At 68.3% G+C, this 21417-nt stretch carries 15 protein-coding genes and 2 pseudogenes; 13 read left to right on the forward strand and 4 right to left on the reverse strand.

Annotated elements, in window-relative coordinates; all coding sequences use genetic code 11:
- Positions 1–67: 67 nt before the first annotated feature.
- From ACFSDF_RS12460 to ACFSDF_RS12470, 3 genes are all read right to left on the reverse strand, one after another.
- Positions 68–2740: a multicopper oxidase domain-containing protein gene (locus tag ACFSDF_RS12460; RefSeq protein ID WP_243843105.1), complete on the reverse strand. Its 2673-nt coding sequence runs from the start codon at positions 2738–2740 to the stop codon at positions 68–70.
- Positions 2737–3828 carry a hypothetical protein gene (locus tag ACFSDF_RS12465; protein ID WP_208322508.1) on the reverse strand — a complete coding sequence of 364 codons (1092 nt, stop codon included), beginning with the start codon at positions 3826–3828 and terminating at the stop codon, positions 2737–2739. The genes ACFSDF_RS12460 and ACFSDF_RS12465 overlap by 4 nt, the downstream gene beginning before the upstream one ends.
- 86 nt (positions 3829–3914) lie before the next feature.
- A complete protein-coding gene (locus ACFSDF_RS12470) occupies positions 3915–4523 on the reverse strand; it encodes a helix-turn-helix transcriptional regulator (protein WP_243843106.1) in 609 nt (202 codons plus the stop codon).
- 168 nt (positions 4524–4691) lie between these two features.
- Between ACFSDF_RS12470 and ACFSDF_RS12475 the strand changes: the two are divergent.
- The 9 genes and pseudogenes from ACFSDF_RS12475 to ACFSDF_RS12515 form a co-directional block, all read left to right on the forward strand.
- Positions 4692–5099 (forward strand): annotated as a pseudogene (locus tag ACFSDF_RS12475) (hemerythrin domain-containing protein); the annotation flags it as partial.
- 132 nt (positions 5100–5231) lie between these two features.
- A pseudogene (locus tag ACFSDF_RS12480) lies at positions 5232–5495 on the forward strand (DUF2249 domain-containing protein); the annotation flags it as partial.
- A gap of 73 nt (positions 5496–5568) precedes the next feature.
- A complete protein-coding gene (locus tag ACFSDF_RS12485; protein WP_208322509.1) occupies positions 5569–6834 on the forward strand; it encodes an MFS transporter in 1266 nt (421 codons plus the stop codon).
- A 99-nt stretch (positions 6835–6933) separates the two neighbouring features.
- Positions 6934–10611, forward strand: a complete 3678-nt coding sequence (locus ACFSDF_RS12490; RefSeq protein ID WP_167252076.1) for a nitrate reductase subunit alpha — start codon at positions 6934–6936, stop codon at positions 10609–10611.
- Positions 10611–12356, forward strand: a complete 1746-nt coding sequence (narH, locus tag ACFSDF_RS12495) for a nitrate reductase subunit beta (protein ID WP_377157710.1) — start codon at positions 10611–10613, stop codon at positions 12354–12356. The genes ACFSDF_RS12490 and narH overlap by 1 nt, the downstream gene beginning before the upstream one ends.
- Entirely contained in the window at positions 12353–13066 is a 714-nt protein-coding gene (gene narJ / locus ACFSDF_RS12500; RefSeq protein WP_167008177.1) for a nitrate reductase molybdenum cofactor assembly chaperone, read from the forward strand. Before narH ends, narJ begins: the two co-directional genes overlap by 4 nt.
- Positions 13066–13797, forward strand: a complete 732-nt coding sequence (gene narI / locus ACFSDF_RS12505) for a respiratory nitrate reductase subunit gamma (protein ID WP_167008180.1) — start codon at positions 13066–13068, stop codon at positions 13795–13797. Before narJ ends, narI begins: the two co-directional genes overlap by 1 nt.
- 92 nt (positions 13798–13889) lie before the next feature.
- On the forward strand, positions 13890–14630 hold the full coding sequence (locus ACFSDF_RS12510; protein ID WP_243843107.1) for a CBS domain-containing protein: 741 nt from the start codon (positions 13890–13892) through the stop codon (positions 14628–14630).
- 104 nt (positions 14631–14734) lie between these two features.
- On the forward strand, positions 14735–15796 hold the full coding sequence (locus ACFSDF_RS12515) for a cytochrome P450 (RefSeq protein WP_243843108.1): 1062 nt from the start codon (positions 14735–14737) through the stop codon (positions 15794–15796).
- A gap of 429 nt (positions 15797–16225) precedes the next feature.
- Here ACFSDF_RS12515 and ACFSDF_RS12520 read toward each other — a convergent pair whose 3' ends face one another.
- Entirely contained in the window at positions 16226–16987 is a 762-nt protein-coding gene (locus ACFSDF_RS12520; protein ID WP_377157714.1) for a GntR family transcriptional regulator, read from the reverse strand.
- 41 nt (positions 16988–17028) lie between these two features.
- Between ACFSDF_RS12520 and ACFSDF_RS12525 the strand changes: the two genes are divergently transcribed.
- The 4 genes from ACFSDF_RS12525 to ACFSDF_RS12540 all read left to right on the forward strand — a co-directional run bounded on the left by ACFSDF_RS12525 (position 17029) and on the right by ACFSDF_RS12540 (position 21301).
- Complete coding sequence (locus ACFSDF_RS12525) at positions 17029–18021, forward strand: tripartite tricarboxylate transporter substrate-binding protein (RefSeq protein ID WP_377157716.1); 993 nt, start codon at positions 17029–17031, stop codon at positions 18019–18021.
- Positions 18018–18542, forward strand: a complete 525-nt coding sequence (locus tag ACFSDF_RS12530) for a tripartite tricarboxylate transporter TctB family protein (RefSeq protein ID WP_377157718.1) — start codon at positions 18018–18020, stop codon at positions 18540–18542. Before ACFSDF_RS12525 ends, ACFSDF_RS12530 begins: the two co-directional genes overlap by 4 nt.
- Position 18543: 1 nt before the next feature.
- Positions 18544–20043 carry a tripartite tricarboxylate transporter permease gene (locus tag ACFSDF_RS12535; protein ID WP_377157720.1) on the forward strand — a complete coding sequence of 500 codons (1500 nt, stop codon included), beginning with the start codon at positions 18544–18546 and terminating at the stop codon, positions 20041–20043.
- Between the two features lie 91 nt (positions 20044–20134).
- Positions 20135–21301, forward strand: a complete 1167-nt coding sequence (locus tag ACFSDF_RS12540; RefSeq protein ID WP_377157721.1) for a mandelate racemase/muconate lactonizing enzyme family protein — start codon at positions 20135–20137, stop codon at positions 21299–21301.
- The last annotated feature ends 116 nt before the right edge of the window (positions 21302–21417 follow it).

Below are 21417 nucleotides of genomic sequence, written 5' to 3' on the forward strand. Positions count from 1 at the left end.
ACAAGTCCCGGGCCGGCCCGTAGGTGCCTCCGGCCGGCTTGGCCGGAATCGAGGGGCGGCGGCGATGTCATCGGGTCACTTCGAAGGTGCCGTGGGCGCCGCGTTCGGCGTCGACCATGACGTGCGACACGAACGGGTAGGTTCCGGGCTCGGGGAAGGTGAGCTCGACGAAGCCACCCTGGGCAGGCCCCAGGCTGAGTGCCTGCGCACCTCCGTCGCCGTCATCGCGCCGGTCCAGCAGGTAGTCGCCTTCGGCGTACGTGGTGTCGAACTGGCCGCCGACCACATGGAACGAGATCGGCCGGTTGGGGCCAGCGTCCAAGACCCACACCCTGACCCGCTCCCCGACCTGGGCGCTCAGGGGTGCGTGGTCGTACTGGTTGGCGAAGCCGTTGAACACGACCAGGTCAGGTTCCTCGGCCGCGAGCTTGGCAACATCGACCTCCCCGCCTTGGTCGCCGAGGTAGAGCTCGGACTGCACCAGCAAGTAGCTGCGATCGACACGCGGCAGGTCCCGTGGCTCGATCACGACCGCGCCGAAGAGACCGTTGGCGATGTGTGCCGACATTGGCATCGTCGAGCAGTGGTACATCCACACCCCCGCGCGGGTGGCCCGGAACCGGTAGGTCAGGGACCCACCGGGTGCGATGGTGCGCATCGGACGCTGCGGGGCGAGTGCGCCGGCGTGGAAGTCGATCGAGTGACCGACCGACCCGTCATTGGTCAGGGTGATCTCGAACCAGTCGCCAACCCGCCCGTGCAGCACCGGGCCGGGGGAGGTCCCGTCGTAGGTCCACAGACGTTGGGTGACCCCCGGCGCCACCTCGACCTCGACGTCGCGGACCACGAACGTGCGCCGGTGTACCCGGCTCTTCGACAATGCCGGCAACGCGGCGTCGCGTGCCGCCCAGCCCGGTGACGGATCGGCCATCAAGTCCAGTTTCTCCGTGGCCGGCGTGGGCTGCGCTTCCGGGTCGTCGTCTGGCGCAGGGGAATCGTCGTCGCTGTGCATACCGCCGGGACCGTGCTGGCCGGAGGCGTGACCCTCGGACGTCGCCGCCGGCGCGGAGGGTGCGGTGCCGGAGACATGGACGGTGAGGACCATGCCCATCTGCTGGTGACCGATGACGGAGCACCATCCGTCGAGGTCGCGACCGACCACGCCGACGTCAACGCGTTTGGTCTGGCCGGGGGAGAGCCGACCGCTGTTTGCGCCGCTGTCGAGGACCAGGTCGTGGACGTCCTCGTCGTCGGTGTTGGTCAGCACGACCACCAGTCGGTTGCCGGCCGGGACCGAGATGGTGTCGGGGGTGAAGCGCATGTCGCGGGCCTCGACCTTCACGGTTGTGGTCTCGCCGGTGGCGGCGGCACCGGCCGCGGCGGAGACGGCGTCCCCGGCGCCAATGGCGGCCGGGTCGACCGCCACGCCCACGGCGACGGCTATCGCCACGGCGGCGAGTCCGGTCGCAGCGAGGCCTGACCTCTGGCCGCTCGGCCGACCCTGAGGCACTCGAGAGCCAGCCCCGGCAGAAGCCGGGTCGACCTTCGCGCGGCGAGATGCCTTCACGGCCAGGAGCAGCAGCGGCAGCGTGGAGGCCAGCGCACCCAGGACGAGGATCGAGGCGAGCACCCGGACGGTGCTGGGCACCGGAAGGGCGCAGAGAAGCAGGCCGGCGTTGGTCATCACCAGCCGTAGGGGTGCGCCCCGGTCGAGGACGGCGTTGGCGGCCCGGACGGGCGTCGGGCCTCCGCCGAGGGCGACCGGGACAAGGTAGGAGAGGGCGCCGAGCAGTACCTGGGCTGCGAAGCCCGCGGCCAGGAATGGCGTCGCCCAGTCGAACACCTCATCGACGCGCTGCCAGGAGGAGGCGGCACCGATGCCCACCGCGAGGGTGACCATGGTCCCTAGCAGCCAGGTCAGCCCGGCCAGGACCGACCAGGCCGGGAACGCGGTCGGCGGCTTGCGGCGCAGCGCGTCGACGAACGCGGGTGCGGTCAGGAGCAACCCGGTGAGGTATCCGGCGATCCCGAGCGCGATGACCGCACGCTGGCCGAGGGCGGCACCACCAGCGGTGAGGAGCACCGAGCCCACCAGCACGGGGAGCGCTCGCGACGATGCCCGCTCGGCGCCCTCGGCGATCCGGGTGCGCAGCATGGTCGGCCACAAGGTGATCAGCGTGCCCACCACGGTGAGGCCGACCCAGCCAAGCAGGTTCACCGCCGCGTGCGCGACGACCAGCCGAGTGTGCCAGGGGTCGTCGAAGCCGCGAGCGAGTGCGGTGCCGAGGCCGGCGCCGACCGGCAGGGAGCACGCGGCCGCCACGTAGTACCGCACCGAGGGCCCGAACCTGGCAGGCAGCGCGGCACGCAGCTGGCGCAGGATCGTCCAGCCGTGCCAGAGGGCCGCGGAGCCGACGGCGGACGCACCAAGCAAGGTGAGCGGCCACACACCCGAGGGGACGCCAGCCACCACGAGGATCACGCCGCCGTTGAGCAGCATCAGCCGACGGTTCTGGCCGCGGCGGTCGTCGTCCGCGGAGTGCAGCAGGGCGTCGGTGAAGTATCTGCTCCAGACGAGGATGGCGTGGCTGACCGCGCCGAGCATGAGCAGGTGGATCATCAGCCAGCGCGGCGCGGGCACGAACGGGTGCACGACTGCGACCACCACGGTGGCCGCCAACCAGGCCAGCACCGGCAGGTCGCGCAGTGGCCAGAAGCCACGGCTGCCCCGCTTGGTCACCACGGCCTGCTCATGACCGCTGCTCCCGCCGGGCTCCGTCCGCCGCGGACCGTGCATCCGATAGCGACGGCGAGGAACGACAGCACGGCCACGATGTTGAGGACCCCCCCGGTGACCCAGGCGCCGTGGCTGCCAAGGGCGTCGCCCACCCAGAGCCGCAACACCAGCGAGGCGTGCAGAAGCGTGGCTGGCACGATCAGTGCCGGGTGGTAGGGCAGCGGCCGGCGCAGCACCGCGGGGAGGATCACCGGGGCGTGGGCCATGACCATCGACAGCGTGAACCCAAGGAACACCGCGTGCAGGACGGCGTCGTAGCGCACGCCCTCCAGGGCCGGACCGCCGAGCAGCCAAATGGCGCCGGCGACGCCCAGCCAGCAGTACCCGGCCAGCATGCAGCCGGCCATGTAACGGGTCAGGCCCGCAGTGTGGATGGTGCGTCGAGCGACGTCGTGAGCGGCGAGCCAGCCGGTCAGGGCGATCAGTCCGGCCCCGAGCAGGGCCGTGCCCGGACGCGGCCACAGCAACGCCGCCATCACCGCGGTCACCAGCCCGGAAGCGAGGAGCACCAGCATGCTGCCCGCCCAGGGGCCCATCGCGATCCGGGCCAGCTCGAGCCGCTCACCGGCGATGGTCAGCACGACGAACCCGACCAGCCACGGTGCCAGGACCGGTAGAGCGGCGCCGCCCAGCCACAGCACCGCAGACCCGAGGGCGAGCACCGCCCCGAGGGCCTGGACCAGGACCGCGTCGTCGCGCTGACGACGCCACAGCGGCAGGTACAGACCGACCAGCGCGGCGGAGCCAGCTGCGAGCAGACCTTGCCCGACCACGAGCGGCGCTGGTGAAAGCAGCACCAGGGCGCCGAGGCCGAGCAGGGCGGGGGCGACGACGCCAAGGGAGCGCCGCAGCGCGACTGCACGCTCCAGGGCGATCAGGGTGCCCACGAAACCGAGGACCATCAGCATGCCGTGTACCACGGGCAGCCGGTCGATCTGCACCGGCGCGGGAAGATCGAGGAGCATCAGGGCGGCGTCCAGCCCGGCTAGCAGGGCGATCCCGGCGGAAGCCAGCAATGCCGCCCGGGTCACCAGCGAGGCCCGAACCCGGGGAGCGCTGGCGGCGCTTGGGAACCCGGGGGAACTACTTCTGCTGCGAGGGCGGCTGGTGGCGGTGCTCATCTGTTCCGTCGCATCAGGTGCAAGCGGCACGCGCCGGGCTCAGCGAACGGCAGCAGGTCGGTGCCCTCGGGGTCCGCGCCGTACTCCTCCAGCGCGCCCTGGGCGAGCCCGAGGTGCACGCCGCAGACGACATCGGGATACTTGTGGGCCGCCTCCAGCAGCGGGCAGCGGGTGAGCCGAACCACCGAGCTGCGGGCGTCGGCCTGCGGCCCGAAGCCGATCTCGTCGAGCAGGGAGACCACCTCACGCCTAGCCGCAACCGCACTCGGGGACGGTCCGCCGCCCCGCTCGCGTGCGAGCTCGTGCCCCCACTCCCGTCCGGCGGCGAGCGCGTCGTCGGACGGTGAGGTGCTAGTCGAATGGATCGACGCCGCCAGCGCCGCAGCGAGCCCCGCGTACTCATGGTCGGCGGCGGCGTCGCTGCCCGTGGCCTCGTACAGCCAGGCCGGACGGCCGCGGCCGTCCGGCTCCGCCGGATAGCGGTGGGCGAGACCCTGGCGCACCAGTGCGTCGAGGTGTTCGCGGACCGTGTTGGCATGCAGCCTGGAGATGGCGACGAGCGCCGCGAGCGTCGTGGGCTCGGTTTGGGACCGCAGCGTCTCCAAGAGCGCGGCCCGCGACCTGGACAGCGGCGCACGCTCTCGTCCAGCGCCAGGTCGGGGTCCGTAGCCCGGTGCCGGTCTCGACGGGAGAGGCCCATTATTTTCCACGGAGTGCAGTGTAATAAAATTATGTCGAGGTTGCCAAACCAGGCCACTGAAGGAGACACGAACATGTCCGAACTCGTCATCGCCTCGAGCGAGGCCGACGCCCACGCCGCCGAGGCGATCAAGCAACACCACGCCGCCCTGGCCGGCGCCCTGAGCCTGCGCACCGAGGCGCTGTTGACGGCCGCCACCCGATGCGATGCCTCCGCGGCCGAAGAGGCTCGCCGGGACCTGGTGGACTGGGGCCGGCACGAACTGATGCCCCATGCCCTGGCCGAGGAGCAGGCGATGTACCCGGCCGCGCACGCGACGGTCGAGGGGCACCTGCTGGTCGAGGCGATGCTCGGTGAGCACCAGGTCCTCTCTGGGCTGTTGCGCGAGGTAGCCGACTCGGACGACCTGTTGCGTGCCGCCGCGACGGCCACGGCGCTGCGTGCGGTCTTCGACTCCCACCTGACCAAGGAGAACGACCTGGTGGTAACGCTGCTGGCCGCGACCCCCGAGGTCTCGCTGCATGACCTGCTCGGTGGCATGCATCAACTCCTCGGCGATGCGGCAGAGACCTCGAGCACTGATGCGCTCGACCTCGACAGCGGCTGCGGTGGCCACACCTGCTCGTGCGGTGAGGTCGACGGCCCCGGGTACCCCGAACTCGATGTGCGGCCCGTCCCGCATGCGATCCGGCACGCAACGATCTTCGGGGCATTGGAGTCGGTCCAGCCGGGCAACGGCCTGACGCTGATCGCTCCCCACGACCCACTCCCGCTGTTGGACCAGGTGAACCAGCGCTGGCCAGGGATCTTCTCAGTGGCCTATACCGAACGGGGCCCTGAGGCATGGCGGCTCAACCTGGTTCGTGCCAATGCATGAGAGTGTCCCTGGCGGCATTGAGAACAACATCGACCATGGTGGAGATCGAGACGATCTCGGGAGGACGACGACGATGACAACACCCGCCCATGCCGACCGTGTCCGCGAGGGCGTTGGTTCGCCGTGGCTGATGCTCGCGATGGCCACTCTGGGCTTTGCGGTCAACTTCTGGGCCTGGGCGCTGATCAGCCCGCTCGGACCATTGTTCCGCGACACCGGCGCCCTCGGCTCGCTCAGCGAGTCCGACGTGGCCCTGTTGGTCGCGGTGCCTGTGATCGTGGGCTCGCTGGGCCGGATCGTGGTTGGCGCGCTGACCGACCGGCTCGGCGGCCGGGTGATGTTCCCGATCATCTCGGGCGTGACGATCGTTCCCATCCTGTTCATCGCCTTTTTCGCGCTCGACTCCTACGCGCTGCTGTTGGTGGGCGGATTCTTCCTGGGCATAGCCGGCACCGCGTTCGCAGTCGGAGTGCCGTTCGTGAACTCCTGGTTTCCCCCTGAGCGCCGGGGCCTGGCGATCGGAATCTTCGGCGCCGGCATGGGCGGCACCGCGATCAGCGCCTTGACCACGGTCAAGCTGTTCAACAACGTGAGTTCCAAGGCGCCGTTCTTGATCACCGCGGGCGTCTTGGCCCTCTACGCGGTCGCCGCATGGCTGGTCCTGCGCGACGCACCCGGCCGAACCACCCCCACCACCTCGCTGGCCAGCCGACTCGCGGCCAACGCCAAGCTGCCCATCTCCTGGCAGGCCTGCGTGCTGTACGCCGTCGCCTTCGGCGGGTACGTCGCGTTCTCGGTGTACCTGCCCGCCTACCTCAAGACCGCCCATGGGCTGACACCGGCAGACGCCGCGAACCGGATGGCCGGCTTCGTCGTGGTCGCCGTGATCATGCGCCCGGTCGGCGGCTGGCTCTCCGACCGGTTCGGCTCCATCCCGGTGCTCGCGACCGGCTACGGCGTGGTGGTCGTCTGTGCCGCGGTCTCGGCCGGCACGCCGCCGCTCGACGGTGTCGGCACGGTGGTCTTCCTCGCCATGGCCGCGGCGCTGGGCAGCGGAAGCGGGGCGACGTTCGCTCTGATCGCCCAGGTGACCGACCCGTCGCGGGTCGGCGGCGTGACCGGACTGGTGGGCGCCGCAGGCGGTCTCGGCGGCTTCGTGCCGCCGCTGCTCATGGGCTACGTCTATGGCCGCACCGACTCCTACGCGATCGGCCTCTGGCTGCTCTCGATCACCGCGGCACTGACTTTGGTCCTGACCCTGACGCTCGTCCGACGCACAGCACGCACCCACGGAGCCACCAACGAGCACACAGTCCCAGCGACGCCTGCACCTCAGTGACGACGCACAGAACCACGACAGAATCAGCAGCCCCCACCGTAAGGACGAGACGTGAGCAATGAGACCCACCCCGACGCTCGGAACGGTCGCGAGATCGGTATGGACGGAGGGCTCAGTGATGCGCTGGTACGCAGCCGACGCTACTTCACCAGGGGGACGGTCTCCGACGACCTACGAGCGCTGGTCAAGACCGGCGGCCGGGACGCGGACTCGTTCTACCGGGACCGCTGGAGCCACGACAAGGTCGTGCGTTCGACCCACGGCGTGAACTGCACGGGGTCGTGCTCGTGGAAGGTCTACGTCAAGGACGGGATCATCACCTGGGAGACCCAGCAGACCGACTACCCCTCGGTCGGGCCGGACTCCCCGGAGTACGAGCCCCGTGGTTGTCCCCGTGGTGCGGCGTTCTCCTGGTACACCTATTCGCCCACGCGGGTGCGCTACCCCTACGTCCGCGGCGTGCTGCTCCAGATGTACCGCGAGGCCAAGTCCCAGCACGGCGGCGACCCCGTCAAGGCCTGGGCGCACATCGTCGATAACCCCCAGCGCGCCAAGGCCTACAAGTCCGCCCGCGGCAAGGGCGGCCTGGTCCGGGCCACCTGGGACGAGGCCACCGAGATGGTCGCCGCCGCCTACGTGCACACGATCCAGAAGTGGGGCCCCGACCGGGTCGCCGGCTTCTCGCCGATCCCGGCGATGTCGATGGTCTCGCACGCCTCCGGCGCGCGGTTCACGTCATTGGTCGGCGGGTCGATGCTGAGCTTCTACGACTGGTATGCCGACCTGCCGGTGGCCTCTCCTCAGGTCTTCGGTGACCAGACGGACGTCCCGGAGTCTGGAGACTGGTGGGACGCGGGTTATCTGATCATGTGGGGCTCCAACGTCCCGGTCACCCGCACGCCCGACGCGCACTGGATGGCCGAGGCCCGCTACCGCGGCCAGAAGGTCGTCGTGGTCGCGCCTGACTACGCCGACAACGTGAAGTTCGCCGACGAGTGGCTGGCCATCGCCCCCGGCACCGACGGCGCCCTGGCGATGTCGATGGGCCACGTCATCCTCAAGGAGTTCTTTGTCGACCGGCAGACGCCCTACTTCACCGACTACACGAAGAAGTTCACCGACCTGCCCTACCTCGTCTCCCTCGACGAAGTGGCCGACGCGGCGGGCACCTACCGGGCTGGCAAGTTCCTTACCGCCGCCGACCTGCCCGCGCACGCCGCCGAGGAGAACGCGCATTTCAAGACCGTCCTCCTCGACGCCCGGACCAACCAGCCGGTGGTGCCCAACGGCTCTCTCGGCGACCGCTACGGAGATGCCGGCGTCGGCAAGTGGAACCTCGACCTCGGAGACGTCGACCCGCGGCTGAGCGTGCTGGAGCCCGGCTGCGAGACCGTCTCGCTCGAGTTGCCGCGCTTCGACGACGTCGACGGGACACCTGGCTCGCTGCCACGTGACGTCCCGGTGCGCCGCATCGGCGACCGCCTGGTCACCACCGTCTTCGACCTGATGCTCGCCCAGTACGGCGTGGGCCGCGACGGCCTCGCCGGCTACGCCACGTCCTACGACGACGCGACGGCGCCCTACACGCCCGCGTGGCAGGAGTCGATCACCAACGTCCCCGCCTCGGCCGCCGCTCGGATCGCCCGCGAGTTCGCACAGAACGCCGAGGACTCCAAGGGTCGCTCGATGATCCTGATGGGCGCCGGCACCAACCACTGGTTCCACTCCGACACGATCTACCGCGGCTTCCTCGGGCTGACCACGCTCACCGGCTGCCAGGGCGTCAACGGCGGCGGCTGGGCGCACTACGTCGGCCAGGAGAAGTGCCGCCCGGTGACCGGCTGGGCCCAACTCGCCTTCGGCCTCGACTGGAACCGTCCGCCGCGGCAGATGATCCACACCGCCTACTGGTACCTCCACACCGACCAGTTCCGCTACGACACCTTCGGCGCCGACACCGTCGCCGCCAAGACCGGCAGCGGACTGCTGGCCGGGATGAGCACCGCCGACGTGATCGCCAAGAGCGCGCGCATGGGCTGGATGCCGTCCTACCCGACGTTCAACCGCAACCCGCTCGACGTCGCCGACGAGGCGGCCGCAGCCGAGCGGCCGGTCGCCGAGCATGTCGTCGACCAGCTCAAGTCCGGCGACCTGCGGTTCGCCGCCGAAGACCCGGACTCGCCCGAGAACTTCCCGAGGGTGCTCGCGATCTGGCGAGCCAACCTGCTCGGTTCGTCGGGCAAGGGCAACGAGTACTTCCTCAAGCACCTCCTCGGCACCGACAGCTCACTGCGAGCCGGCGAGGCCTCGGAGGGCCAGCGGCCGCAGGAGGTGGAGTGGCACGACGGCGCTCCTGAGGGCAAGCTCGACCTGCTGCTTACCCTCGACTTCCGCCAGACCAGCACGACGATCTTCAGCGACGTCGTGCTGCCGGCGGCCACGTGGTACGAGAAGCACGACCTCAACACCACCGACATGCACCCGTTCATCCACTCGTTCAACCCCGCGATCGCGCCGCCTTGGCAGACCCGCACCGACTGGGACGCCTGGCAGACGATCGCGACCAAGTTCAGCGAGCTCGCGGCCGGGCGCCTCGACACTCGCACGGACGTCGTCGCGGTCCCGCTGCTGCACGACACCCCTGACGCGATGGCCAACCCGCACGGCGTGGTACGCGACTGGAAGCACGGCGAGTGCGAGCCGATTCCTGGCGTCACGATGCCCAAGATCGTCGAGGTCGAGCGCGACTACACCGCGGTCGGCGACAAGATGCAGGCCCTCGGGCCGCTGCTCGAGAAGCTCGGCACCACCACCAAGGGCGTCACCTACGACGTCACGAAATCGGTCGACTACCTGCTCCACAAGAACGGAGCCGTCCGCGGTGGCGCGGCCGACGGTCGTCCCTCCCTGGTCAAGGATGTGCACGCCTGCGAGGCGATCCTGGCCCTGTCGGGAACCACCAACGGCCACCTGGCCACCCAGGGCTTCAAGACCCTTGAGAAGCGCACCGGCCACCTGCTGCACGACCTGGCCGCCGAGCACGAGGGCAAGCAGATCACCTTCGCCGACACGGTCGCCGCGCCGGTGCCGGTGATCACCTCACCGGAGTGGTCCGGGTCGGAGACCGGCGGGCGGCGCTACTCGCCGTTCACGATCAACGTCGAGCGCCTCAAGCCATGGCACACGCTGACCGGGCGCCAGCACTTCTACCTCGACCACGACTGGATGACCGAGCTTGGCGAGGGCCTGCCGGTCTACCGGCCACCGCTCAACATGGGTGCGCTGTTCAGCGAGCCGGAGATTGGCGACGTCGGCGAGCTGGGGGTCACGGTCCGTTACCTGACACCGCACAACAAGTGGTCGATCCACTCGGAGTACCAGGACAACCTGTTCATGCTTTCGCTCTCCCGCGGTGGCCAGACGATCTGGATGAGCGATCAGGACGCCGCCAAGGTCGGCGTCGTCGACAACGACTGGATCGAGGCGGTCAACCGTAACGGCGTCGTCGTCGCCCGCGCGATCGTCTCCCACCGCATGCCCGAAGGGACCGTCTACATGCACCACGCCCAGGACCGGTTGATCGACGTACCCATCGCGGAAACGTCGGGGAAGCGGGGCGGCGTCCACAACTCGCTGACCCGGATCCTGGTCAAGCCCAGCCACGTCATTGGTGGTTACGCCCAGCTGGCATTCGCGTTCAACTACCTCGGCCCCACAGGCAACCAGCGCGACGAGGTCACTGTCATCCGCAAGCGCAACCAGGAGGTGACCTACTGATGAAGGTCATGGCGCAGATGGCGATGGTGATGAACCTCGACAAGTGCATCGGCTGCCACACCTGCTCGGTCACGTGCAAGCAGGCGTGGACCAACCGCACCGGCACCGAGTACGTCTGGTTCAACAACGTCGAGACCCGGCCCGGGCAGGGCTATCCCCGCACCTACGAGGACCAGGAGCGGTGGAAGGGCGGCTGGGAGCTCAACAAGCGCGGCCGGCTCAAGCTGAAGGCCGGCGGGCGGTTCAAGAAGCTCGCCACGATCTTCTCCAACCCGAAGATGCCCTCGATCCAGGACTACTACGAGCCCTGGACCTACGACTACGCCACGCTGACCGACGCCCCGGCCCAGGAGCACACACCGGTCGCCCGGCCCAAGTCCCTGCTCACCGGCAAGGACATGAAGATCACCTGGTCGTCGAACTGGGACGACAACCTCGGCGGCTCCGCGGCGACGCTCGAGCACGACCCGATGCTCAAGAAGATCGCCGACAAGGTGAAGTTCGAGTTCGAGCAGACCTTCATGTTCTACCTGCCACGGATCTGCGAGCACTGCCTCAACCCCTCGTGCGCCGCGTCCTGCCCCAGCGGAGCGATCTACAAACGAGAGGAGGACGGCATCGTCCTCGTCGACCAGGACCGCTGCCGCGGCTGGCGCATGTGCATCTCCGGCTGCCCGTACAAGAAGATCTACTTCAACCACAAGACCGGCAAGGCCGAGAAGTGCACGTTCTGCTTCCCGCGGATCGAGGTCGGCCTGCCCACCGTCTGCGCCGAGACCTGCGTCGGTCGGCTGCGCTACATCGGCCTGATGCTCTACGACGCCGACAAGGTGCTCGAGGCAGCGACCACGACCGACGAGCACGGGCTCTACGAGGCTCAGCGCGAGGTCTTCCTCGATCCCAACGACCCCGAGGTCCAGCGGGAGGCCGAGAGGGCCGGGATCCCGCGGGACTGGGTGCAGGCCGCCCAGCGGTCGCCGATCTACGCGCTGATCAGCCGGTTCAAGGTGGCACTGCCGCTGCACCCGGAGTACCGCACGATGCCGATGGTCTGGTACATCCCACCGCTCTCGCCGGTCGTCGACGTGGTCAAGGACACCGGCTACGACGCCGAGGACAAAGGCAACCTGTTCGCCGCCATCGACGCGCTCCGGATCCCGATCGAGTACCTCGCCGAGCTCTTCACCGCCGGCGACGTCGCTCCCGTCGACGGGGTGCTGAAGAAGCTGGCCGCCATGCGCTCCTACATGCGTGACATCAACATGGGTCGCGAGTCCGACGCCTCGATCCCGGCGGCCGTCGGGATGACCGAGGAGGAGATGTACGACATGTACCGCCTACTCGCCATCGCCAAGTACGACGAGCGCTACGTGATCCCCCCGGCGCACGCCGAGCAGGCGCACTCCCTGGAGGAGTTGGGCACCGAGTGCTCGGTCTCCCAGTACGGCGGCGGACAGCAGGGCCTCTTCGGTGAGGGCTCAGGCTCCCCGGTGCCGATCGCCGTGGAGAACTTCCAGATGCTCCAGGACCGGCAGACCGCCGACACGGTCGCCTCGCCGGCCGACAAGACCGCCCGGGTGAACCTGCTCAACTGGGACGGCAAGGGCGCACCCAGCGGCCTGTTCCCGCCCGGACCCGACGGACCGGAGCCTGACCCGGACACCTCGCCGCCGGACACGGGAAGTGACGGGGCAACGGGTCCCGGCGGCAGTGCTGGTCTCACCGGAGGGGCTGACCACCGATGAGAACCCGCAGTCGAACCGGGCTAGGCCCCCGAGAGCAAACCGTCGCCTGGCAGGCGACGTCCCTGCTGCTCGGCTACCCCGACGAAGAGCTCCTTGGCCGGCTCGACCTGGTCCGAGGGGCCTCGCACGAGCTTCCCGACCGGGTGGGGGAGCCGCTGCGGGCCTGCGTCACCAGCCTCGAAGGGGTGCCGCTGACCGAGCTGGAGAGCGACTACGTCGAGACCTTCGACACCCGGCGTCGGCACAACCTGTTCCTCACCTACTTCGCCCACGGCGACACTCGCAAGCGCGGGATGGCGTTGCTCCGGTTCAAGCAGACCTATCTCGCATCCGGCTTCGAACTGACCGACACCGAGCTGCCCGACCACCTGTGCGTCGTGCTGGAGTACGCCGCCACCATCGACCACGAGCAGGGTCGCCAGCTGCTGCTCGACCACCGGGCCGGTCTCGAGCTGCTGCGCATCGCGCTCGGCGATTCCGGCTCTCGCTGGGCCGGCGCCGTTGAGGCGGTCACCGCCACGCTGCCGCCGCTGCAGGGCGACGAGTGGGACGCCGTACGACGGCTCGCGGCCGAGGGGCCGCCCGACGAGGAGGTCGGCCTCACGCCGTACGAGACTCCCGCCTTCGATCCGGGCCCGGCCCGACCCGACGGACCGGTCTCGCTGCCGATGCCGGCCTTCCGCGCACCGACCACCCGAGGAGCACGCTGATGGATGTCTTTCTGTGGGTGATCGTGCCCTACCTGTGCCTTGCGACGTTCGTGGTCGGCCACTTCTGGCGCTACCGCTACGACAAGTTCGGCTGGACCACACGGTCCTCGCAGCTCTACGAGGACCGGCTGCTGCGCATCGGAAGCCCGCTGTTCCACTTCGGGATGCTCGGCGTCGTCGGCGGCCACGTCATCGGCCTGCTGGTGCCACGGTCGTGGACCGCCGCAGTCGGCATCGACGACCACCTCTACCACTACGTCGCCGTCGTCGGCGGCCTGATCGCCGGCGTCCTTGCTTTGGTCGGGATGGTCATCCTGATCTACCGCCGACGCACGGTGGGACCCGTCTTCTCCGCGACAACGGTGATGGACAAGGTGATGTACCTCTTCCTGGCCGTCGTGATCGCGCTGGGCATGTGGAACACGATCGCCGGATCCATCTTCACCATCGGCGGGGAGTACAACTACCGCGAGGGAGTCTCCGTCTGGTACCGCTCGTTCCTCGCGTTCCAGCCCGACGCCGAACTCATGGCCGAAGCGCCCATCGGCTTCCAGCTGCACGCCCTGACGGCCTTCGGACTGTTCGCGCTGTGGCCCTTCACCCGGCTGGTGCACGTGTTCAGCGCCCCGGTCGGGTACCTCACCCGCCCCTACATCGTTTACCGCACCCGAGACGACGCCACGCTCGGTAGCCATGCGCCCCGACGAGGCTGGGACCGGATCTCGAAATGAGTCGGCTGAGTGCCATCGGCCACCGCCCTGGCGAGCTTGAGCCCGAGGAGGCTGATTGGCCTTCGCGCCGCGTCCACCAGGCTGTTGACGTCATGATCAGCACCCCCAAGACGTTGCCTGCCCGAGCCTCGGTCGACGACGCCCGAGCCGTCATGGCCGACGACCATGTGCACATGGTGCTCTTGACCCACGGCGACAAGCTCTGTGGAACGTTGGTTCGCACGGACCTGCCCCCTGCAGGATCCGGCCACGAGCCCGCGCTCCGCTGGGCGGTTCTGCCTGGCCGAACCGTGCCCCCGGAAGCCCCAGCCGCTCTCGTTCAGGCGAGGCTGATCCGCCACAAGATGCGCCGACTGGCTGTGATCGATGCCGACCACACCCTCCTTGGCCTGGTTTGCCTCAAGCGCTCCCGGTCGGGCTTCTGCTCCGACGCCGGCGTCGCCGCACGAGCAAGTGCAACTGCCGCGCACACGATGATGGAGATCCACATGAACGACACCTCTCTGACCGCCCTCGCTGAGGAACACCTCGCTACCGCGCACGAGCACAGCGCCGGTCGCAGCGCGCACACCGTGTACGGCGGGCAGGGCCGCGCGCTGCGCCAAACCCTGATCGCGCTCGTCGCGGGTCGCCGTCTCGGCGAGCACGAGAGCCCGGGTGAGGCCACGCTGCAGGTACTTCGCGGCTCGGTCAGGCTGCACGCCGGTGAGGACACATGGGACGGCAGCGCGGGCGACCACCTCGTGATCCCGCCCGCGCGCCACGACTTGGAGGCCCTTGAAGATGCAGTGGTACTGCTGACCGTCGCCCTGCACGGCGTGCCGGGAAACTGACTCGGTCCGGAGGCAGACCAATGGGAGACCCGACAGAGATCGACACCGGCGAGAGCTGGGAGGACCAAAGGTCCAGCTACGACGCTCTCCGCGAGGATTGCCCGGTGGCTCGCGAGGACAACCGCTGGGTGGTGCTGCGCCACGCCGAGGTCGTCGCCGCTGCCACCGACCCTGGGACCTTCTCCAGCAGAGTCACCACCAGGCGTGCCATCCCCAACAGTCTCGACGGTCTCGAGCACGCCGCCTACCGCAGCGTCGTCGACCGCTACCTCACCGACGAGCGAGTTGCGGTCGAAGAAACCCAGTGCCGGCGTCACGCGGCCGCGATCATCGACGCCCTGCCTCGCGGAATCACAGTCAAGACCATCGCCAGCATCGGCATCCCCTACGCGGTGCGCTCACAGTCGACCTGGCTCGGCTGGCCCCGCGACCTGGAGGACCAGCTGGTCGCCTGGATCGGTGACAACCACGCCGCGACTCGATCAGGCAGCCGCGAGCGCATGCGGGATGTTGCTGAACGGTTCGACCACATCATCCGGCAACTTCTCGACGAGCGCCGGGGCAGGCCGGCCGCAGATGTCACCGGTGAGCTGCTGGAGGACTCGGTGGACGGTCGGCCGCTGACGGACGAAGAGATCGTCTCGATCTTGCGGAACTGGACAGCAGGCGACCTCGGATCATTGGCCACCTCGGTCGGTGTGATCGTTCACTTCCTGGCCGCCAGGCAGCAGGTCCAGCATGAGATGCGCACCCTCGTGGAAGCCGGCGCCGTAGCAGAGCTCACCGCCGCGATCGAAGAAATCCTTCGCATCGACGACCCATTCGTGTCCAACCGCCGTGTCACGACCCGGACCACCGAACTGGGCGACACAACGATCGCGCGGGGTGAGCCGGTCCTGTTGAACTGGACTGCGGCGAACCGGGATCCCCGAGTGTTCGGCGACCCCGATCGATTCGACCCCACCTCTAACGCTGCCGCGAACCTTGTGTTCGGGACCGGGCCGCACGTGTGTCCCGGCCGAGCGTTGACACTCATGGAGCTTCGGGTGCTCCTAGAAGAACTTCTCGGCCGCACCGCCACGATCGAACTGGCGACGGATCGTCCCGCAGTGCGCGAGACCCCGCCCGTCGGTGGCTGGGCGCGGGTGCCCATCGTCCTCCGCTGAGCTGGGCGACCACTGACCGTCGCGGCAGGAGGCGAGTAGGGGAGCGGCGTCAGCGGCGGTGCGGCCGCGACAATCGTCGTGGGTGTGGCTGCGAAGAACGGGTCTCAGAAGGGTCCTGAGGGCTGCCTTCTGACTGTCCAGGGTCGGAGTGAGGTCACGATCGGGGGCGCACTCCTGAGCAGCACAAGTCCCGTCCCGGACCCGAGCGTGCGGATCCGCTCAGGTGGCATCACAGGGACTCGACGAGTCGACCGCTGCAATGACGCAGCCGTAGTCGCTGATCGTGACGGTGTCGGAGCGCTCGTCTCGCTCGCCGATGAGCACGGAGAGCTCCTGGAGGAGGCGCGTACTGCTGTCCCGCGTTGAGGACCGATCCGGTGCCGCGACTCGGCGGCCACCTCTCGGGCCATTGCGGTCATTCGGGCCGGGTTAGGGCCTGGCTGGGACGTCCGGTCGGGGCTCGTTCGCCTCGAGGGCAGCAGCGGTGAGGCTGTTGGCGATGTGGGAGCACATGAGCCCTTGTGCTGCTTCGGGATCCCGATCGGCGACCATTGCCACCATTCGGTGGTGCTCTTTGAAGTCACGGGTGCGCGGCTCGCCGCCGGGCGGTAGTTCGAGGCCGGCTCGGCGGTAGCGATCCGACTTGTCCCACAGGTCGTTGAGCATGCGCACCATGACGGTGTTGTGTGAGGCGGTGTAGAGGGCTTCGTGGACCTCGCGGTGCGCTGCGAGCGCCACTTCGCCCCACTGTCGCGTGACGGGGAGCAGGTTCTCGAGTGCAGCGTTCATGCGCGTGATGTCGGCATCGGTGCGACGCAAGGCAGCAAGCGCCACGGCGGCGGGCTCCAGTGCTTGCCGCGTCTCGAACAGCTGGCGGGCCTCGGCGAAGTCCATCATCGCCACGCGTGCGTTGCGATGTCCCTCGAGGAGGACGAGTCCCTCACCGCTCAGGCGACGGATGGCCTCGCGTAGGGGGGTGATGCTGATTCCCATCGAGGCAGCAAGCTCGTACTGAGCCAGGGGGGACCCCGCCTCGAGCGAACCGTCCAGGATCTGCTGGCGGATCTGGGCATAGGCGACGTCCGCCTTGCTCGTAAAGGTGTACGTGGCCACAGGAACGAGCATGACACAATGCTTCTTATAACCTGGCGCTTGCGTTGTGGTCGCCGTCACTTCTATGGTGAGCGTCACATGCATCTTATAAGGTGCAAGCCGGCCCAAGGAGCAGCAGCATGCGTAGACGAATCCACCCCATTTCGATGGCCTGCGTTGCCGTCTTGTCCTTGGCTGCCTGCGGTGGCGGAGATGCCGACCCCGCAGCTTACCCGGAGTCCGATATCACCTTCGTGGTGCCGTTCTCCGCGGGCGGACCGACCGACACCGTGACCCGGCTGATCGCCGAGCCAATGGCGGAGGAGCTGGGCCAGCAGATCGTCGTACAGAACGTCGAGGGTGCTGGCGGCACCGTCGCCGCGGGGCAGGTCGCCGGCGAGGACGGCGACGGCTACCAGGTGCTCATCCACCACATCGGCATGTCCACCGCGCCGGCCCTCTACCCTGACCTCGACTTCAACCCCCTGGAAGACTTCAAGACCGTGGGCCTGATCACCGAGCTGCCTATGACAATCGTGGCCCGCTCTGACTTCGAGCCCGAGACGCTCGAGGAGCTCCTGGCCTACGTCGAGGAGAACGTGGACACGGTGACCATCGCCAACGCAGGCGTGGGTGCTGCCTCGCAGCTGTGCGGACTGCTCATCGAGCAGGCCGTCGGGGTCGACCTCACCGAGGTGCCCTACGACGGAACCGGTCCGGCCCTGACCGACCTCATCGGCGGCCAGGTCGACTTCATGTGTGACCAGAGCGTCAACACGGTCGCGCAGCTCCAGTCCGGTGAGATCAAGGGCTACGCGGTGACCACACCCGAGCGGATCGATGCTCTTCCCGACCTGCCCACCACCGCCGAGGCCGGTCTTGATGGCGTCGAGGTCGCTTCCTTCCACGGGCTCTACGTCCCCTCGGAGACCCCGGACGAGGTCGTCGAGGAGCTCACCGCTGCGCTAAAGGTTGCGCTGGCCGACCAGAACGTCATCGACAGCTTCGCCGACCTGGGCACCGCCCCGGTGGCCGAGGACCAGGTGACGCCTGAGGCACACACCGCCAAGCTCGAGGAGCAGCTCGATCTGTGGACCCCGATCATCGAGGCCTCCGGGGTCACGGTCGGATGAGCACCGAGCCTGCGGCGCCCGGCGACTCCGCCGGGCGTCTGGGTGAGGAGCGCTCCGGACCGTCTCTTCCGGACCTGATGGCGGGGGGCACGTTCGTCGTCCTCGGCCTCGCGTTCGCCATCGGCGGGTCGCGGTACGACATCGGCAGCGCCCTGCGGATGGGCTCGGGCTACGTCCCACTCGTCCTCGGGAGCATCCTGGCCCTGCTCGGAGCCGTTATCGTGCTGGCGTCGTTCCGCGGTGTCGACCCGACCGTCGCCAACGCCGATCGCGGGCCCATCCCGTGGCAGCGCATGGGGCTGCTCCTCGGAGCGGTCATGTTCTTCGGTTTCACCGTGGGTGGACTGGGGCTCGGTCCCAGCCTGTTGGTAACGACCTTTTTGGCCGCCTTGGCCGGTCACGACACCCGGCCCGTCCGGGCCGCGGTCATTGCCATCGGTCTGACGGCGTTGTGCCTGGTTGTGTTCGTCGTGCTGCTCCAGCTGCGGCTGCCGATCCTGGGCGATTGGCTGGGGGGCTGACATGGACGGGATCCTCTTGGGGTTGGAGGTCGCTCTTCAGCCCTCCAACATCCTGATCTGCCTGCTTGGCGTCACTCTGGGCACTGCTGTGGGCGTGCTCCCGGGCATCGGGCCGACCGCGACGGTGGCGCTGCTGCTGCCGATCACGTTCTCGTTTGATCCGGTGGCCTCGCTCATCATGCTGGCCGGCATCTACTACGGCGCCCAGTACGGTGGCTCGACCACGGCAATCCTGCTCAACCTGCCAGGGGAGTCGTCCTCGGTGGTGACGGCCCTCGACGGTCACCAGATGGCTAAGCAGGGCCGGGCCGGGCCGGCTCTGGCGACCGCGGCGCTGGGGTCGTTCTTCGCCGGCACCGTTGCCACCGTGCTGGTGGCGCTCTTCGCCCCACCGTTGGCCTCGGCAGCACTCAAGTTCGGACCGGCGGACTACTTCTCCATCGTCGTCTTGGGCCTGCTTGCCTCGATCGCCCTGGCGAGCGGGTCGGCCGTCAAAGCGCTCGCCATGATCGTGCTGGGTCTGCTGCTCGGCACCATCGGACAGGATCAGTTCACTGGAGTCCCGCGCTTCGCGTTCGGCGTTCGCGAGCTGTACGGCGGGCTGGACTTCGTCTCACTCGCCGTAGGCCTGTTCGGCATCGCGGAGATCATCCGCAACCTCGAGCAGCGGCACAGCGCGACCCTGGTGACCAAGAAGGTCCAGGGCCTGTGGCTCACCAAGGAGGACTTCCGGCGCATCCGGATGCCCGTCCTGCGCGGGACTACGATGGGCTCCCTGCTCGGTGTGCTGCCCGGCGGCGGCCACGTTTTGGCCAGCTTCACGTCTTACTCGCTCGAGAAGCGGATTTCGAAGACGCCGCAGGAGTTCGGCAGGGGAGCCATCGAGGGGGTGGCGGCACCGGAGTCGGCCAATAACGCGGCTGCGCAGACGTCGTTCATCCCGTTGCTGACCCTGGGGCTGCCGGCACACCCGGTGATGGCGTTGCTGGTCGGCGCCTTCATCATCCAAGGCATCACCCCCGGTCCCAACGTCATCAACGACGAGCCCGAGCTGTTCTGGGGCCTGATCGCATCCTTCTGGATCGGCAACCTCCTGCTGGTGATGTTGAATCTGCCGCTGATCGGGCTGTGGGTGCGGATGCTGAGCGTGCCCTACAGCGTCCTCTTCCCGGCGATCGTCGCCTTCGCGTCGATCGGTTGCTATTCCTTGGGCCTCAATTCATGGGATGTCTTCGCCGTCGCGGCGGCCGGGCTGTTGGGCTACTTCCTGATCCGCTGGGGCTGCGAGGCGGCGCCGCTTCTGCTGGGCTTTGTCCTAGGACCCCTTCTGGAGGAGAACCTTCGACGGGCCATGATCATCTCCCGAGGAGATGCGTCAGTGTTCGTCACCCGCCCCATCTCGGCCACGCTGCTGGCAATTGCGCTGGTCATCGTCGTGGCTGCACTGCTGCCGTCGCTGCGCAAGAAGCGCGAGGTCGTATTCCAAGGTGAGGACGACTAGCTCGACCACGTCCGCACTGTGACGTGCTCCGCGGGACGTCACAATCCTTGTCTACCGTCTACTTCTTATAAGTTACGAGAAAGGTTGCTCCATGCGTATCGTCTCCGCCCACGAGGGGGTGATCCCCATCAGCTCATCGATGAGCAACGCCTTCATCGACTTCTCTACCATGGACTGCTCGATCCTCGCGCTGGTGAGCGACGTGGTTGTCGACGGCAAGCCGTTGGTCGGTTACGGGTTCAACTCCAACGGTCGCTACTCGGCGGGGGAGATTCTTCGCCGCCGCATCTTGCCCCGCCTGATGGACGCCCCAGAGGGCGCGATCCTCGACGAAGCAGGGGACCTGTCGCCTTCGCTGGCCTGGGACACCATGATGCGCAACGAGAAGCCCGGTGGCCACGGGGAGCGTTCCGTGGCCGTGGGGGTGGTCGACATGGCGCTGCATGACCTCGCCGCCAAGATCGCGGGTGTTCCGCTCTATCGATGGATCTCTGACCACTACGGCGACGGCGATCCCGACGACTCCGTCTTCGTCTACGCCGCGGGTGGCTACTACGCCCCGGGCAAGAGCGACAGCGACCTCCAGGACGAGATGCGTCGCTTCATCGACGCCGGATACGACGTCGTCAAGATGAAGATCGGTGGGGCACCCCTGACAGAGGACCTGCGGCGCATCGAGGCCGTCCTGGAAGTCCTCGACGGGGACGGGTCCCGGCTCGCCGTCGACGTCAACGGACGCTTCAACCTCGACGAGGCGCTCGAGTACGCGCGCGCGCTCGATCCTTATGGCTTGTTCTGGTACGAGGAGGTCGGCGACCCGCTCGACTACCGGCTCAACGCGACCCTCTCCGAGCACTACAAGAACCCGATCGCGACAGGCGAGAACCTGTTCTCGCTGCAGGATGCCCGCAACCTCGTGAGGTACGGCGGTATGCGGCCGGACCGCGACTACATTCAGGTGGACCCTGCGCTCAGCTACGGGCTCGTCGAGTACAGGCGCATCCAGGACATGCTCGCCCAGCATGGCTGGTCTTCACGCCGCTGCATCCCTCACGGCGGCCACCAGTTCTCGCTGCACATCGCCGCCGCTCTGAAGCTCGGCGGCAACGAGTCCTACCCCGGTGAGTTCCAGCCCACCGGCGGCTTCGCCGACGACGCCGTCGTCGAAGGCAGCAGGGTTCCGCTCGACGACCGGCCCGGCATCGGCTTTGAAGGCAAGGCGAACTTCTACGAGGTCCTGCGCGGCCTGCACAGCTAGTCCGTACGAGCACGTCGCGACCCGGGAGCCCATTCGAGTCGCTGCGCTCTCGACAGAGTCGACGCTAATCACACAGTAGGAGCGACCACTCGTACCTCAAAGCCAACCGCATCGTC

Origin of the sequence: Mumia zhuanghuii (genome assembly GCF_042681565.1) — a bacterium.
GTDB lineage: Bacteria > Actinomycetota > Actinomycetes > Propionibacteriales > Nocardioidaceae > Mumia.